12 protein-coding genes are annotated in these 15,283 nt (G+C 69.4%); 5 read left to right on the top strand and 7 right to left on the bottom strand.

All coding sequences use genetic code 11. The features are described 5' to 3' along the window. Positions 1-129 precede the first annotated feature (129 nt). Complete coding sequence (gene clpX / locus ACJJV7_RS05025; RefSeq protein WP_405372771.1) at positions 130-1,398, top strand: ATP-dependent Clp protease ATP-binding subunit ClpX; 1,269 nt, start codon at positions 130-132, stop codon at positions 1,396-1,398. On the opposite strand, the gene ACJJV7_RS05020 is transcribed toward clpX, so the two are convergent. From ACJJV7_RS05020 to ACJJV7_RS04995, 6 genes are all read right to left on the bottom strand, one after another. Continuing rightward, entirely contained in the window at positions 1,343-3,430 is a 2,088-nt protein-coding gene (locus tag ACJJV7_RS05020; RefSeq protein WP_405372772.1) for a M3 family metallopeptidase, read from the bottom strand. The two genes, clpX and ACJJV7_RS05020, sit on opposite strands and share 56 nt — an antisense overlap. Before the next feature lie 64 nt (positions 3,431-3,494). Then, the gene (locus ACJJV7_RS05015) at positions 3,495-3,743 is read right to left on the bottom strand and encodes a hypothetical protein (protein ID WP_405372773.1); all 249 of its coding nucleotides are present in this window, start codon (positions 3,741-3,743) and stop codon (positions 3,495-3,497) included. 1 nt (position 3,744) lies between these two features. Next, positions 3,745-6,321, bottom strand: coding sequence for a valine--tRNA ligase (gene valS, locus ACJJV7_RS05010; protein WP_405372774.1), 2,577 nt, complete (start codon positions 6,319-6,321; stop codon positions 3,745-3,747). A gap of 125 nt (positions 6,322-6,446) precedes the next feature. Then, positions 6,447-7,274, bottom strand: coding sequence for a MetQ/NlpA family ABC transporter substrate-binding protein (locus ACJJV7_RS05005; protein ID WP_405372775.1), 828 nt, complete (start codon positions 7,272-7,274; stop codon positions 6,447-6,449). Between the two features lie 42 nt (positions 7,275-7,316). Then, positions 7,317-8,012, bottom strand: coding sequence for a methionine ABC transporter permease (locus ACJJV7_RS05000; protein ID WP_405372776.1), 696 nt, complete (start codon positions 8,010-8,012; stop codon positions 7,317-7,319). Continuing rightward, positions 8,009-8,770: an ATP-binding cassette domain-containing protein gene (locus ACJJV7_RS04995; protein WP_405372777.1), complete on the bottom strand. Its 762-nt coding sequence runs from the start codon at positions 8,768-8,770 to the stop codon at positions 8,009-8,011. Before ACJJV7_RS04995 ends, ACJJV7_RS05000 begins: the two co-directional genes overlap by 4 nt. A 50-nt stretch (positions 8,771-8,820) precedes the next feature. On the opposite strand from ACJJV7_RS04995, the gene ACJJV7_RS04990 reads away from it, so the two are divergent. Next, positions 8,821-9,246, top strand: coding sequence for an OsmC family protein (locus ACJJV7_RS04990; protein WP_405372778.1), 426 nt, complete (start codon positions 8,821-8,823; stop codon positions 9,244-9,246). Between the two features lie 39 nt (positions 9,247-9,285). Here the strand turns inward: ACJJV7_RS04990 and ACJJV7_RS04985 are convergent, their stop codons facing one another. Further along, entirely contained in the window at positions 9,286-9,945 is a 660-nt protein-coding gene (locus ACJJV7_RS04985) for a hypothetical protein (protein WP_405372779.1), read from the bottom strand. A gap of 221 nt (positions 9,946-10,166) precedes the next feature. On the opposite strand from ACJJV7_RS04985, the gene ileS reads away from it, so the two are divergent. Genes ileS through ACJJV7_RS04970 form a run of 3 tightly spaced genes read left to right on the top strand, consistent with a single transcriptional unit; the run spans position 10,167 to position 15,282 of the window. Then, complete coding sequence (ileS, locus tag ACJJV7_RS04980) at positions 10,167-13,544, top strand: isoleucine--tRNA ligase (RefSeq protein ID WP_405372780.1); 3,378 nt, start codon at positions 10,167-10,169, stop codon at positions 13,542-13,544. Next, entirely contained in the window at positions 13,541-14,893 is a 1,353-nt protein-coding gene (locus ACJJV7_RS04975) for a bifunctional folylpolyglutamate synthase/dihydrofolate synthase (protein WP_405372781.1), read from the top strand. Before ileS ends, ACJJV7_RS04975 begins: the two co-directional genes overlap by 4 nt. Continuing rightward, entirely contained in the window at positions 14,890-15,282 is a 393-nt protein-coding gene (locus tag ACJJV7_RS04970) for a DUF4233 domain-containing protein (protein WP_405372782.1), read from the top strand. The genes ACJJV7_RS04975 and ACJJV7_RS04970 overlap by 4 nt, the downstream gene beginning before the upstream one ends. The last annotated feature ends 1 nt before the right edge of the window (position 15,283 follow it).

The following is a 15,283-nucleotide window of genomic DNA, read 5'->3' as shown; positions in this document are numbered from 1 at the left end:
TGCCCCGCCGATCCGTCGGCGGGGCATCGTCGTTCCCGCCCGCCATGCACACCCGTGTCGCAATCCGCCCGGCGGGCGAATCTCCGATTAGGCTCGACATCACCACCAAGAATCCTGAGGGGGAGCGCCATGGCACGCATCGGTGAGAGCGCCGACCTCTTCAAGTGCTCCTTCTGCGGAAAGAGCCAGAAGCAGGTCCAGCAGTTGATCGCCGGCCCCGGCGTCTACATCTGCGACGAGTGCGTCGAGCTCTGCAACGAGATCATCGAAGAGCGCATGGCTGAATCGGGTGACGGCGAAGTGTCGGAGTTCGACCTGCCGAAGCCTCGCGAGATCTTCCACTTCCTCGAGGAGTACGTCGTCGGGCAGGACCCGGCGAAGCGTGCGCTGGCCGTCGCCGTCTACAACCACTACAAGCGCGTGCGCGCCCGGGGGACGCTGCAGTCCGCCGAGCAGCGTGCCGACGAGGTCGAGATCGCCAAGAGCAACATCCTGCTCCTCGGTCCGACCGGTTGCGGCAAGACCTACCTCGCCCAGACCCTCGCGAAGCGGCTCAATGTTCCGTTCGCCGTAGCGGATGCGACCGCATTGACCGAGGCAGGCTACGTCGGCGAGGACGTCGAGAACATCCTCCTCAAGCTCCTCCAGGCAGCGGACTTCGACGTCAAGCGCGCCGAGACGGGCATCATCTACATCGACGAGGTCGACAAGATCGCCCGCAAGGCCGAGAACCCGTCGATCACCCGCGACGTGTCGGGAGAGGGCGTGCAGCAGGCGCTGCTCAAGATCCTCGAGGGCACCGTCGCCTCAGTGCCCCCGCAGGGTGGCCGCAAGCACCCGCACCAGGAGTTCATCCAGATCGACACGACGAACGTCCTGTTCATCGTTGCCGGCGCCTTCGCGGGTCTCGAAGACATCATCTCGTCCCGCGTCGGCAAGCACGGTGTCGGTTTCGGGGCGCCCCTCCAGGACAAGGAGCAGGAGCTCGACGTCTTCCGCGACGTCCTGCCGGAAGACCTCCACAAGTTCGGGCTCATCCCGGAGTTCATCGGTCGTCTGCCGGTCGTCACGACGGTGTCGCCGCTCGATCAGGACGCCCTCGTCGAGATCCTCACCGGTCCGAAGAACGCGTTCGTGAAGCAGTACCAGCGGATGTTCGAGCTCGACGGCGTCGAGCTGGAGTTCGACGAGGACGCCCTGCGCGCGATCGCCGACCTGGCGGTGGCTCGTAAGACCGGAGCGCGCGGACTGCGTGCGATCCTCGAGGACGTCCTCGGGCCGATCATGTTCGAGATCCCCTCGGCCGAGGACGTCGACAAGGTCGTGATCACCCGCGCGTCCGTCACCGACGGTGCGGAACCGACCCTGGTCCTGCGGCAGAAGCGCAAGAGCGCCTGACCCGACTCGACTGTCGGGCGTCGCGACCACGGAAGTCCCGGTAGGCCTCCAGCGGATCCTTCGACCCGCCCACCCCCAGAAGGAGCGTCCGGAACCGATCTCCGGCATCACGCGTGAGCCCGCCGTTCTCGTGGAACCACTCGACCGTGTCGGCGTCGAGCACCTCGCTCCAGATGTACGAGTAGTAGCCCGCGCTGTACCCGCCCGAGAACACGTGCGCGAAGTACGTCGACGCGTAGCGGGGCGGCACGACGGGGTTGTCGAGACCGATGTCGGCCAGGGCGGTGGCCTCGATGTCGGCGACGTTCATCTCCGTGGCCGCGTCGTCGGCATCCATCGAATGCCATGCCTGGTCGAGCCACGCCGCCGCGAGGTACTCGCTCGTCGCGAAGCCCTGATTGAAGGCCTCGGATTCGCGGAGTTTCGCGATCACGTCGTCGGGCAGCGGCGCATCCGTCTCGATGTGGCGAGCGTAGGAGGAGAGCACCTCAGGCCAGAAGATCCACATCTCGTTCACCTGGCTCGGGAACTCCACGAAATCGCGGAACACCGAGGTGCCGGCGAAGTGCGGGTAGGTGACCGTTGCGAAGAGGCCGTGAAGCGCGTGCCCGAACTCGTGGAAGAGCGTCGTCACCTCGTCGAGGGTCAACAGGGTCGGCGCACCCGGGGAGGGCTTGGGGACGTTCAGATTGTTCACGACCACGGGGTCGGTGCCCCGCAGGCGCGACTGCGACACGATCGAGTTCATCCAGGCCCCGCCGCGTTTGGTGTCACGCGTGTACAGGTCGAGCACGTAGAGCCCGAGCGCGGAGCCGTCCTCGTTGGCGACCTCGAACACGCGCGCGTCGGAGTGGTAGGCGGCGAGATCGTGACGCTCGGAGAAGGTGATGCCGTAGAGCAGCGTCGCGGCGCGGAAGACGCCGTCGGTGAGCACCCGCTCCGCCTCGAACCACGGTCGAAGCGCCGTGCGATCGAGGTCGTAGCGTGCGGCGCGGACCTTCTCGGTGTAGAAGGCCCAGTCGTGGGCCTCCAGCTCGAACGGATCATCGCCGGCGTCGATGATCTCCTGCAGCGCCTGCTGCTCGCGCCGAGCGTTGGCTGCAGCGGGTACGGCGAGGCGGCGTAGCAGTTCCTGGACGGCTTCGGGTGTGCCGGCCGTCTGGTCGGCGGTGACGGCGGCGGCATGCGAGTCGTGACCCAGGAGCCGGGCGCGCTCGGAGCGCAGTCTCACGATCTCCGTGAGGACCTCGCGGTTGTCGTGGGCGTTGCCGCGGATGCCTCGCGAGCGCGATGCCGCCAGGAGCCGGCGGCGGCTCTCGCGCGAGGTCAGGGTCGACAGGTACGGGTGTCCGGTGAAGAGGGTCAGCGAGATGACGTACGCGCCCTCGAGGCCACGGGCTGCGGCATTCTGGGCGGCGGCCGACAGCTCACCGTCGGTGAGGCCGTCGAGCTCTGCCGCGTCGTCGAACACGACGGCGAGATCATTGGTGTCGGCGAGGAGGTTCTTCTCGAAGGTCGTGGTCAAGACGGATAGCCGCTGGTTCAGCTCCGTCAAGAGGATCTTGTCCTCGCCGTCGAGCGCAGCGCCCGCGCTCGTCATCTCGCGGTACGTCCGCTCGACCAGGTACCGGCCTTCCGGGTCGACGGTCTGGTCGTCGAGCGTGCGGTGCACCGCGGCGACCCGCTCGTAGAGTGCGACATCGAGCTCGATCGCGTCGTGATGCGCGGACATCAGCGGCGCGAGGGCCTCGTCGATCTCCTGGATCTCCGGCGTCGCGTCGGCCGAGACGACGGTGTAGAAGGTGCGTGCCACCCGCCCGAGCAGATCGCCGGCTCGTTCGAGGGCCACGATCGTGTTGTCGAACGTGGCCGGCTCACTGCTCGCCGTGATGGCGGCGATTTCGGCGAGGTGCTCCTCGAACGCCACCGCGAACGCCGGCAGGTAGTGCTCGGCGCGGATGCGGCCGTAGTCGGGGAGCCCGAAGGGCAGCGAGGAGGGGGCGAGCAGCGGGTTGGCAACGGCATCCGTCATCGTTCCAGCGTACGGCGCGGTCGCCTCAGCGCGCGCACGCGAACTGGTGCGACGGTGTTCCGCGTCAGCTGAGCCCGTCGTCGTCCAGGTGCCCGACGACGACGTCGCCGTCGCGGTCCTGGCGGACGACGACACCGTTCTCGAGCTCCGCGACAGGGCGGCCTTCGAGCCAGGTGAGGGTCCACCGCGGGCGCGGCTGACCGAGCTGGTCGTCGCCGATGCTCCGGTCGACGGCCGCGATCTCCTCGTGCAGGATGGCGGGCACGGCCGTGGGCGGCTGGTCGCCGCTCGTCCAGCGGGTTCCGAGTTGCATGTCAGGCCTCCTGGGGTGCGAGAACGATGTCGGTGACGGCGATGGCGTCGGCGTCGGCGTATGAGACCTCGGCGATGCGGCCGACCGCGGCGAGGTCGCCTTCGGCGGAGCGGATGCCGTCCAGCGCCGCGGCGGGCCCGGCGATCGTCAGCGAGGCCACCGGGGTCTTCTGCGACGCCTTCGCTTCGGTCTTCGCCCGGCGGACGCTGATGAGGGCTTCGCCCACGACGCGCAGGACGGCGGGGTCGCCGTCGATGCCGAGCGGTTCGGGCCATTCCGCCGTGTGGATCGAGCCTTCCTCGAACCACGACCATGCCTCCTCCGCGGCGAAGGAGAGGACAGGCGCCAGGAGGCGCAGCAGGGTCGAGAGGGCGAGGCGGAGCGAGAGCGCGGCAGAGGCCTGACCGGAATCGGCCTGGTTGTAGGCGCGCTCCTTGACGAGTTCGAGGTAGTCGTCGCAGAAGGTCCAGAAGAACGCTTCGGTGATCTCCAGCGCGCGGGCGTGGTCGAACGCCTCGAACGCCGCCGTCGCATCGCGGACCACCCGATCGAGCGTCGCGAGCATCGACGCGTCGAGGGCGTGCGTCACCTGCGCGCCCTCGGGCACGGGGAAGGAGAGCACGAACTTCGCGGCGTTGAGCACCTTGATCGCGAGGCGACGACCGATCTTCACCTGCGTCGGGTTCTGGGGGTCGAAAGCGGCGTCGGCGCCCAGACGGCTCGACGCCGCCCAATAGCGGACCGCGTCGGTGCCGTGGGTGTCGAGGATGTCGGCGGGGGTCACCACATTGCCCTTCGACTTCGACATCTTCTTGCGGTCGGGGTCGACGATGAATCCGGAGATCGCGGCATCGGTCCAGGGGGCGCGGCCGTCTTCGAGGACGGAGCGGACCATGGTGGAGAACAGCCAGGTGCGGATGATGTCCTGGCCCTGGGGGCGCACGTCGAAGGGTGCGACGAGATTCCACAGTTCGGGGTCGCGCTCCCAGCCGCCGGCGAGCTGGGGGGTGAGCGACGAGGTCGCCCACGTGTCGAAGATGTCCTTCTCGGCGTCGAAGCCGCCGGCGGCGCCGCGCTGGTCTTCGCGGTACCCGTCCGGGACATCGGTCGTCGGATCGACCGGCAGGCGTGCCAGGTCGGGCGTCAGCACGCGGGCGTAGTCCCGCTCACCGTTCTCGTCCAGTGCGTACCAGACCGGGATCGGCACGCCGAAGAAGCGCTGACGCGACACGAGCCAGTCGCCCGTGAGGCCGTTCGTCCAGTTCTCGTAGCGGACGCGCATGAAGTCGGGGTGCCATCCCATGCCGCGGCCGAACTCGATCAACTTCTCGCGGAGGCCGGCATCACGCGCGCCGTTGCGCAGGTACCACTGCCGCGTCGAGACGATCTCGAGGGGGCGGTCGCCCTTCTCGTAGAACTTCACCGGGTGCGAGAACGGCTTCGACACCTCGCGGAGAGCGCCCGATTCCTCGAGCAGCTCCACCACGCGCTTCTTGGCGCTGAAGACGGTCTTGCCGGCGAGCTCGGCGAAGGCCGCCTTCGCGGCATCCGTCTCGATCGCATCGGGAGCGTCGGCCAGCACGCGTCCGTCGCGGCCGAGGATCGTGCGGTTCGGCAGGTCGAGCTCGCGCCACCAGACGATGTCGGTGACGTCGCCGAAGGTGCAGACCATCGCGATGCCGCTTCCCTTGTCCTTCTGGGCGAGCGGGTGGGCAAGGACGGGCACCTCGACGTCGAACAGGGGAGTGCGGACGGTCGAGCCGAAGTACGCCTGGTACCTCTCGTCGTCGGGGTTGGCGACGAGGGCCACGCACGCCGGAAGCAGCTCGGGGCGGGTCGTCTCGATGAGGATGTCGCCCGAGCCGTCGGTCTTCGCGAACGCCACCCGGTGATACGACGCCTGCTGTTCGCGGTCCTCGAGTTCGGCCTGGGCGATCGCGGAGCGGAAGTCGACGTCCCAGAGGGTCGGGGCCATGGCCTGGTAGGCCTCGCCGCGCTCGAGGTTGCGGAGGAACGCGAGCTGACTCGTGCGGATCGTGTCGTTCGAGATCGTGCGGTACGTCTGGGTCCAGTCGACCGAGAGGCCGAGCTTGCGGAAGAGATCCTCGAACTGCTTCTCGTCTTCGAGCGTGAGCTCCTCGCAGAGCTCGATGAAGTTGCGACGGCTGATCGGGATCTGGTCGGCGGGCTTCAGGCTCTTCGCGTCGCCGCGGAAAGGCGGCGTGAAGTCGGCGTCGTAGGGGAGTGAGGTGTCGCAGCGCACGCCGTAGTAGTTCTGCACGCGTCGCTCGGTCGGCAGGCCGTTGTCATCCCAGCCCATGGGGTAGAAGACGGTCTTGCCGCGCATCCGCTCGAAACGGACCTTCACATCGGTGTGGGTGTAGCTGAAGACGTGGCCGATGTGGAGTGATCCGGATGCCGTCGGCGGCGGCGTGTCGATGGAGAACACTCCGGCGCGGCCCTTCGCACGGGCGGCGTCGCGGTCGAACAGGTACGTACCCGACTGCGCCCACGCGGCATCCCACTTCTGCTCGAGGCCTTCGAGAGCGGGCTTGTCCGGGATCTGCGAATTCGTCATGGGGCTCCTCGAGCGATATGTGCGGCACTGTGTGAGCGTGCCTGAGTGTGAATCGTGTCGAGTCTACCCGGGGGCGTGCCCGGCGAGCGGATGCCGACGCTCCGGCATCCGCTCGCCCGCACCGGTCAGAACGCGGTCTCGATGGTGGCGTTGCCGTCGATGATCTCGCGCACCGGCTCGCTCGTGAACGCGTCGACGAGTGCGGCCGTCGCCTCGGAGTCGGCATCTTCCTCGGGCACGACGACCTGGAGGGCGAAACGGTCATCGAGCTCGGTGATGAGGCCGTCGTCCTGCGGGGTCAGGCCGAGCGCTGCGATGTGCGACGGCCACTGGAAGACGAGGTCCGCCTCGTCGTAGGCCGTGTTCAGCTGGGCGATCTCGAGCTCGAGGAACTCGAGGTCCTTGGGGTTGGCGGTCACGTCGTCGACGGTCGCCGCGTAGGGGTCGACGCTCGCGTCGAGCTCGATCACGCCCTCGTCGGCGAGGAGCTTGAGGGCGCGCGCACTGTTCGACGAGTCGTTCGGGATCGCCACGGTAGCGCCCGTGGGAAGGTCGGCGATGTCGGTCAGGGTCTTCGAGTAGAACGCGATCGTGAAGTTGTAGACCGGCTGCACGGCGACGAGCGAGGCGCCGTTCTTCTCGTTGAACTCCTGCATGTAGGGCTCGTGCTGGGAGAAGTTCGCGTCGATGTCACCGGCGGCGAGCATGTTGTTGATCGTGACGTAGTCGCTCACCTCGACGAGTTCGATCTCGTAACCGTCCGCGATCTCGTCTGCCGCAGCCTCCACGATGTCGGTGGCCGGCGCGGTGACGGCGCCGACGCGCAGCGTCACCGTCTCACCCTCCGCGGATGAGGACGGCGCGGGCGTGCTCGCGCAGCCGGCCAGCAGGGCGAGGGTGAGGGCGCTCAGGGCGGCGAGGCCGAGGCGGAGGCGCGGAGTGGGGACGGACATGATGCTCCTTGTGGGTGCGGATGCGGTGCGGGGGTGGGATGGTCAGCGGTGGTCGAGGCGCAGCGAGACCCGCTGCCCCACGGCCTGGATGGCGAGCACGATCAGAAGGATGATCGCGATCGTCAGGTACATGAGGGGGTAGTCGTACTCCTGGTAGCCGTACCGGAGGGCGAAGTCGCCGATCCCGCCGCCGCCCACCACGCCGAGCACGGTCGAGTAGGAGAGCAGGCTGATGCTCGCCGAGGTGAGCGCGTAGACGAGACCGGGGATCGCCTCGGGCAGCAGGAAGCGGGTGACCGTCTGCGGGACGGTTGCGCCCAGGGTCGCGGCGACCCGGGGAATGCCGGGGCTGATCTCCCGGAGGATCTGCTCGACGAGGCGCCCGTAGATCGCGATCGCGACGATGCAGAGGGAGAACGTCGCGGCGGGCGTGCCGAAGGTCGTGCCGTACACGGCGCGGGTGACGGGAACGAGGAAGACGACGAGGAGGAGGAAGGGGAACGAGCGCACGAGGTTGATCGCGAAGTTCCCGACCGCGAAGACGGCCCGGTGCGGCACGATGCCGCCGGCCCGGGTGAGATAGACGGTCATCCCGAGGGGGATGCCCAGCACCACGGCTGCCGCGAGCGAGACCGCCAGCATGTAGCCGGTCTCGCCGAGGGATTCGAGGAGGTCGTCGCCGCGGGTGGCGAGGCTCGCCTGGAGCGGCGCGAGCCAGTCCGAGATCGTGTCGATCATGCGCCGAGCTCCCGGCGGGCGCGCTCGAGGTAGGACCCGCGGTCCTCAGGGCTCGCCGGCGTCACCGGCAGCACATCCTGCAGCTTTCCGTCGTCGAACAGGGCGACACGGTCGCACACCGCGCGGACGACGTCGAGGTCGTGGGTGACGATGAGGACCGTGGTGCCGAACCGGTCGCGGGCATCGCGCAGGAGGTTCAGGACCCCGGCCGCGGTCGTCGCATCGAGAGCAGACGTGGGCTCGTCGCAGATGAGGAGCGACGGACGCGTCACGAGCGCCCGCGCGATGCCGACCCGCTGCCGTTGGCCGCCGCTCAGTTGCGCGGGGTAGGCGTCGGCACGCTCGGCCAGCCCGACGAAGCTCAGCACCTCGTCGACCGCGATGCGCTGCGCCCGCCGGTCCGCCCGCGATCCGCCCACGAGCCGGAGCGGGACGGCCACGTTCTGACGCACGGTGCGATTGGCGAGCAGGTGCACGCCCTGGAACACGACACCGATCCGGCGGCGCAGGGAGCGGATGCCGCGCCGGCCGAGCGACGCGACCGGCATCCCGAGCACCTCGACGGCGCCCGCTGTCGGCGGCACCTCTCCCGTGAGCACGGAGAGGAGGGTGCTCTTGCCTGCGCCGCTCTCGCCGATGATGCCGAGGATCTCTCGGTCACGGACCGACAGGGAGACCTCGCTCAGCGCGCGGACGCCGCCGGGGTAGGTCACCCCGACCCCGGAGAGAGCGACCGGCGACGGGTCGGGACTGTGCACGTGGCATCCTCAGAACGAATTGTTGGACGACGTACAACTATAGTTGCCCCATGACCCGCAGGTACCGGACCGCAGCAATCAACGACGACGGCGGCACCGGGCGGAGCACCGTCGTCGGGGGCCTGGAGGTCGCGGTCTCGAACCCGCTGAGCCCCGACGCCGACCCGGCGGCGAGCAACCCCGAGCAGCTCCTCGCCCTCGCCTGGGCGACCTGCCTCAATGCGACCGCTCAGGCCGTGGTCGCCGGGGCGCACCGCACCGCCGTCCGCGTGGAGGTCGAGCTGCACGACGCTCCCGCCCGGGGCGGCTACGAGTTCCATGTGACCGCGTACCTGTCGGCCGAGGGGCAGAGCGCGGAGGCGTCTGCAGCGCTCGCCGAGGCCGCCCACCGCCGATGCCCCGTCTCACGTCTCCTCCAGGGAGCGGAGACGGTCGCCGTCACGTCGGAGCCGTGGGGGCGGTCCGCCTCCGCGTGAGGCCTGCCGGACGCGATCCGCGGCGATCGGCTGTCCGCGTCAGGAGTCCCGGGCGTCGATCCCCAGGGCGACGGCGAACGACGCCGCGTGCGCGGCCACCTGAGCGGCGCCGAGCGTCGCGCCGCGGAGCGCCCGGACGTCGGTGAAGGCGAGGGCGTCGAGCCCGCGAAGGTCGAGGTTCTGCGCCTGGAGTTCGCGGGTGTCGAACTCGTCGACGCTCGAGTCGGTGAAGCGGACGCGGTCGAGGCGGCCCCCGGGCGCATCGAGCGTGCCGATGCGGCATCCGGTGATCTGGGCGTCGTGCACATCGGCGGCCGCCCACGACAGGTAGTCGATCCGCACGCCGTCGAGGATGACCCCGTCCCAGCGGCCGCGCGACGCGTCGAGCGTGCCGATTCGTCCGCCGCGGACGACGACCGTACGCCAGGTGCCCTGACCTGCACGCCATTCGGCGAGCGCGGGCTGATCGACCAGGACGTCGCTCAGCACGGCGCCGGTCAGGTCGAGGGTTCCGGCCGACGCTGCGGTGATGACGCTTTCGCCGATGCGGGCGTACGCACCGTCGGACGCGCCGGTGCCGACCTCGATGCGTCCGCCCAGCACCTCGCCCGAACGCGTCAGAGCGACGGGATCGAGGGAGGGGGGCAGATCCGGCTCGTCCGTGCGGGGAGGTTCGGGGCGGATACGCGCGCGGGCCATGACGCCAGCCTACGGCGGCGGTATGCTGGGACCATCAGCACCGATCCGGCCATCACCGGGGAGCTCTCGGAAGAACAGCGGTCCGCCGCTCAGTAGAACCGAGCGGGGCAGGCCCGTCATGGCCGCAGGAAGAGCGGGTGCACCGTGGACACGGAGCGCACCAAGCGGGGTGGTACCGCGGTCGTCAGATCGTCCTCGCAGAATCTACCTGCAGGAGCGACATGACCTACCCCCGGACCTCATCCTTCGGCCCCGCCGCCGACGCTGCCACGCCCGTCGTGCCGAGCCCTCGCTTCCCCGACGTGGAGCGCGACATCCTCGCGTTCTGGAAGCACGATGACACCTTCCGCGCCTCGATCGCCCAGCGAGAGGGCGCTGAGGAGTGGGTCTTCTACGACGGACCCCCGTTCGCGAACGGCCTGCCGCACTACGGCCACCTCCTCACGGGCTACGCGAAGGATGTCTTCCCGCGCTTCCAGACCATGCGCGGCAAGAAGGTCGACCGCGTCTTCGGGTGGGACACCCACGGCCTGCCTGCCGAGCTCGAAGCGATGAAGCAGCTGGGCATCACCGAGAAGAGCGAGATCGAGGAGATGGGCATCGCCGCGTTCAACGCGAAGGCGCGCTCCTCGGTGCTGCAGTACACGCGCGACTGGGAGGACTACGTCACGCGTCAGGCGCGATGGGTCGATTTCGAGCGCGGCTACAAGACGCTCGACACCGGATACATGGAATCGGTCCTCTGGGCGTTCAAGGAACTGCACGAGAAGGGCCTCGCCTACGAGGGCTATCGCGTGCTGCCGTACTGCTGGCGCGACGAGACCCCCCTGTCGAACCACGAGCTGCGCATGGACGACGACGTCTACAAGATGCGGCAGGACCCGTCGGTGACGGTCACGTTCCCGCTCGTGGGCGCCAAGGCGGAGGCCCTCGGCCTGACCGCGGTCCGCGCTCTCGCGTGGACGACGACCCCGTGGACGCTCCCCACCAACCTGGCGCTCGCCGTCGGCCCCGAGATCACCTACGCGGTCCTCCCCGGAGGTCCGGCGGGTGCAGCCGACGTGCACGAGGACGCCCTGGAGGGCCAGTCGCACCGGTACCTCCTCGCCGCCGACCTCCTCGCGGGCTACGCGAAGGATCTCGGCTATGCCTCGGCGGACGAGGCGCGGGATGCCGTCGAGCGCACCGTGATGGGCGCCGAGCTCGCCGACGTGTCGTACGACCGGCTGTTCGACTACTACGTCGACACGGAGACCTGGGGCACCGAGAACGCCTGGCGAATCCTCGTCGACGACTACGTCACCACTACCGACGGCACCGGCATCGTCCACCAGGCACCGGCCTACGGTGAGGATGACCAGCGCGTGACGGCGGCCGCCGGCATCCCGCTCATCATGAGCCTCGACGACGGCGGCCGGTTCCTCTCCGCCGTCACCGATGTCGCCGGTGAGCTGTGGCTGGACGCCAACCGTCCGCTGATCCGCCTGCTGAAGGGCGAGGGGCGACTCCTCCGCGAGGCGAGCTACGAGCACTCGTATCCGCACTGCTGGCGGTGCCGGAACCCCCTGATCTACAAGGCCGTGTCGAGCTGGTTCGTGCGCGTCACGTCGATCAAGGACCGCCTCGTCGAGCTCAACGAGCAGATCACGTGGGCGCCCGAGAACGTCAAGCACGGCCAGTTCGGCAAGTGGCTCGAAGGAGCGCGCGACTGGTCGATCAGCCGCAACCGCTTCTGGGGGTCGCCCATCCCGGTGTGGAAGAGCGACGACCCCGAGCACCCCCGCATCGACGTCTACGGCTCGCTCGCCGACATCGAGCGCGACTTCGGCCGGCTCCCGGTCAACGACGACGGCGAGGTCGACCTCCACCGTCCCTTCATCGACGAGCTCACCCGCCCGAACCCCGACGACCCCACGGGCGCGTCGACCATGCGCCGCATCGAGGACGTGTTCGACGTCTGGTTCGACTCGGGTTCGATGCCGTACGCCCAGGTGCACTACCCCTTCGAGAACCGCGACTGGTTCGATGAGCACGCGCCGGCGGACTTCATCGTCGAGTACATCGGACAGACCCGTGGCTGGTTCTACGTGATGCACGTGCTCTCGGGTGCGCTCTTCGACCGTCCGGCCTTCGAGAACGTCATCAGCCACGGCATCGTCCTCGGCAGCGACGGCCAGAAGATGTCGAAGTCGCTCAAGAACTACCCCGATGTCAGCGAGGTGTTCGACCGCGACGGATCCGATGCCATGCGCTGGTTCCTCATGAGCTCGCCCGTCCTCCGCGGCGGCAACCTCGTCGTCACCGAGGAGGGCATCCGCGCCGGCGTGCGCGAGTTCCTCCTGCCGTTGTGGAACGCGTGGTATTTCTTCACGACCTACGCGAACGCGGCGGGCGGGCAGGAGGGCGCCGGCTACGAGGCGACATGGCGCACCGACTCGACCCACGTTCTCGACCGTCACATCCTCGCCCTGACCGGCGACCTCGTCAGGGGCGTCGCCGCCGACCTCGAGGCACTCGACTCGACCACGGCGTCGGCCAAGCTCCGCGACTTCGCCGAGGCGTTGACGAACTGGTACATCCGTCGCTCGCGCGACCGCTTCTGGGTCGGAGTGGATGCCGCGGATCCGGCGTCCACGGAGGCCTTCGACACGCTCTACACCGTGCTCGAGACCCTCACCCGGGTGGCCGCGCCGCTGCTTCCGCTCGTCTCCGAGCGCGTGTGGCAGGGCCTCACCGGCGGCCGGAGCGTGCACCTCGAGTATTGGCCCGACGCGGACGTCTTCGCGCCGGTGACCGACCTCCGGCAGGCCATGGACACCGTCCGCGAGGTGTCCTCGGTGGCGAACGCCCTCCGCAAGAAGGAGGGCAAGCGCGTGCGGCTCCCGCTCGCGTCTCTCACCGTCGCCGTCGCGGCGGCCGACTCGCTCGCGCAGTTCGAGGACATCGTGCGCGATGAGCTCAACGTCAAGCAGGTGTCGGTCATCGAGCTCACCGACGGCCTCGCCGAGCAATACGGCATCAGCCAGCGTCTCGCGGTCAACGCGCGAGCGGCCGGTCCGCGGCTCGGCAAGCAGGTGCAGCACGTCATCGCCGGCGCCCGTGCGGGCCTGTGGAGCGAGCAGGACGGTGTCGTCGTCGTCGACGGGATCGCCCTCGAGCCGGGGGAGTACGACCTCACCCTCGAGGCCGGTGGCGTCGCGGAAGGGACGGCCATCGCGCTCCTGCCCGCCGGAGGCTTCGTGCTGCTCGACACCACCACGACCCCGGAGCTCGAGGCGGAGGGCCTGGCGCGCGACATCATCCGCGCCGTCCAGGACGCCCGCAAGGCCGCCGGGTTCGACGTCAGCGACCGCATCGCGCTGCAGCTGACGTTCGAGCTCGACGCGGACGCGCAGGCCGTGGCATCCGCCTTCGCCGTGGCCGATGTCGCGGGGGAGACCCTGTCGGCCGCGGCGCTCGTCGCCACGGCGTCGGGAACCACCCTGCTCGGCGAAGCCCTGCGCTCGACGCCCGAGCACACGGCATCCGTCACCGCGGGAACCTACGCGAACGCCGGCGACTTCACGGTCGGCGTCCGCCGGATCGGAGCGACCTCATGAACGATCGTCAACGAGCGGATGCCGTCTACTCGGCGCTTCTCGAGCGGCAGGGCGAGCAGTGGGTGCAGCCGCGGGTCGAACGCACCCAGCGGCTGCTCGAGATGCTCGACGACCCGCAGCGCACGTACCGTGTGGTGCACGTCACCGGCACGAACGGCAAGACGTCGACCAGCCGGATCGCCGAGTCGATCATCCGGGCTCACGGGCTCCGTACGGGCCTGTTCACGAGCCCGCACCTCGAGCGGTTCACCGAGCGCGTGATGATCGACGGCGAACCGATCGCCGACGGCAGCATCGCCGATGCGTGGGACGAGATCGCGCCGCTCGTCGCGCTCGTCGACGCCGAGCTCGAGGGCAACGGTGACGCGCCGCTGACCTTCTTCGAGTTGCTGACGGTGCTCGCGTTCGTGGCTTTCGCCGACGCGCCGGTCGACGTCGCGGTCATCGAGGTCGGGATGGGCGGGGCCTGGGATTCGACGAACACGGCCGACGGCGACGTGGCGGTCTTCGCGCCGATCGACATCGACCACGCGGATCGGCTCGGGAACACGATCGCCGAGATCGCGACGGTCAAGTCGGGCATCATCAAGCAGTCCGCCGCCGTCGTCTCTGCGGAGCAGGATGCCGCCGCGGCCGCCGTGCTCGTCACCGCGGCGCGGCGCCGCGAGGCGAGCCTCGCGATCGAGGGAGAGCAGTTCGGTCTTCTCGACCAGAAGCTCGCCGTCGGCGGGCAGCTCATCACGGTGCGCGGACTCGCTGGAACCTACGAGGAGCTCTATCTCCCGCTCTACGGCGCGCACCAGGGCCACAACGCCGCCCTCGCCATCGCCGCCGTCGAGTCGCTCATCGGCGGAGCGAGCCGCACGCTCGCCGCCGATGTGCTGGCGGACGGTCTTGCGGGCGCCACGTCGCCCGGGCGACTGCAGCTCGTCGGGATCGCGCCCACCGTCCTCGTCGACAGCGCCCATAACCCCCACGGCGCACGAGCTCTGGTCACGGCCCTCGCCGACTCCTTCGACTTCGACGAATGGGGACTCGTGCTGGGAGCGCTCGGCGACAAAGACATCGGGGGGATCGTCGAGACCCTCGTGCCGGCCGCCGCTCAGGTGTTCGCGACCGCTCCCGAGTCGGACCGCGCCGCCGAACCCGACGCGATCGCCGATCTCGTCGAGGAGATCGGCGCATCGGTGACCGTGCACCGCGACCTCGGGCAGGCGGCTGAGGCCGCGCGCGCGTGGGCGGCCGAATCCGACCGCCGGGCCGTCGTCATCGCCGGCAGCGTCGTGCTCGCCGGCGAGGCGCTCGCGCTGGCCGCGGCCGAGGAATGGAAGTCGGGGTACGAGTCATGAGTCCGCGGATTCGCCGGCATCGGGGGGCGCGCGAGTCGCTGCTCTCCGTCATCCTGATCTCGGAATCCCTGGTGGCGTTCCTCGGCGGCCTCGTCGTCTACGGGCTGCGCGTTCTGCCGGACGGCATCGCCGACTGGTGGGGCATCGTCGGGGGAGCGGCGTTCGCGATCATCCTCATCCTGACGTCGGGTCTGCTCCGTCACGGCTGGGCGGTCGTGCTGGGGGCCGTTCTCCAGGGTGTGCTCGCGCTGGCCGCGTTCCTGGTTCCCGCCCTCCTGATCGCCGCCGTGGTTTTCGGCGGAATGTACGTGTATGCGACGATCAAGGGCGGCGCTCTCGATGAGCGCAACGCTGCCCTCGCCGCGCAGGCGGCAACGAACGGAGACTGAC

Origin of the sequence: Microbacterium sp. Ld4 (assembly GCF_045066555.1) — a bacterium.
Taxonomy (GTDB): Bacteria; Actinomycetota; Actinomycetes; order Actinomycetales; family Microbacteriaceae; genus Microbacterium.
Note: the sequence above shows the minus strand (reverse complement) of the source record. Positions and strands in the feature narration are given on the sequence as shown.

Bases quoted from the DNA above. Each gene is read 5' to 3' on its own strand.
- ACJJV7_RS05015 (WP_405372773.1), bottom strand. From the start codon at position 3,743: ATGCAACTCGGAACCCGCTGGACGAGCGGCGACCAGCCGCCCACGGCC.
- ACJJV7_RS04975 (WP_405372781.1), top strand. From the start codon at position 13,541: ATGAACGATCGTCAACGAGCGGATGCCGTCTACTCGGCGCTTCTCGAG.
- ACJJV7_RS05000 (WP_405372776.1), bottom strand. From the start codon at position 8,012: ATGATCGACACGATCTCGGACTGGCTCGCGCCGCTCCAGGCGAGCCTC.
- clpX (WP_405372771.1), top strand. From the start codon at position 130: ATGGCACGCATCGGTGAGAGCGCCGACCTCTTCAAGTGCTCCTTCTGC.
- ileS (WP_405372780.1), top strand. From the start codon at position 10,167: ATGACCTACCCCCGGACCTCATCCTTCGGCCCCGCCGCCGACGCTGCC.
- valS (WP_405372774.1), bottom strand. From the start codon at position 6,321: ATGACGAATTCGCAGATCCCGGACAAGCCCGCTCTCGAAGGCCTCGAG.
- ACJJV7_RS04985 (WP_405372779.1), bottom strand. From the start codon at position 9,945: ATGGCCCGCGCGCGTATCCGCCCCGAACCTCCCCGCACGGACGAGCCG.
- ACJJV7_RS04970 (WP_405372782.1), top strand. From the start codon at position 14,890: ATGAGTCCGCGGATTCGCCGGCATCGGGGGGCGCGCGAGTCGCTGCTC.
- ACJJV7_RS05005 (WP_405372775.1), bottom strand. From the start codon at position 7,274: ATGTCCGTCCCCACTCCGCGCCTCCGCCTCGGCCTCGCCGCCCTGAGC.
- ACJJV7_RS04990 (WP_405372778.1), top strand. From the start codon at position 8,821: ATGACCCGCAGGTACCGGACCGCAGCAATCAACGACGACGGCGGCACC.
- ACJJV7_RS05020 (WP_405372772.1), bottom strand. From the start codon at position 3,430: ATGACGGATGCCGTTGCCAACCCGCTGCTCGCCCCCTCCTCGCTGCCC.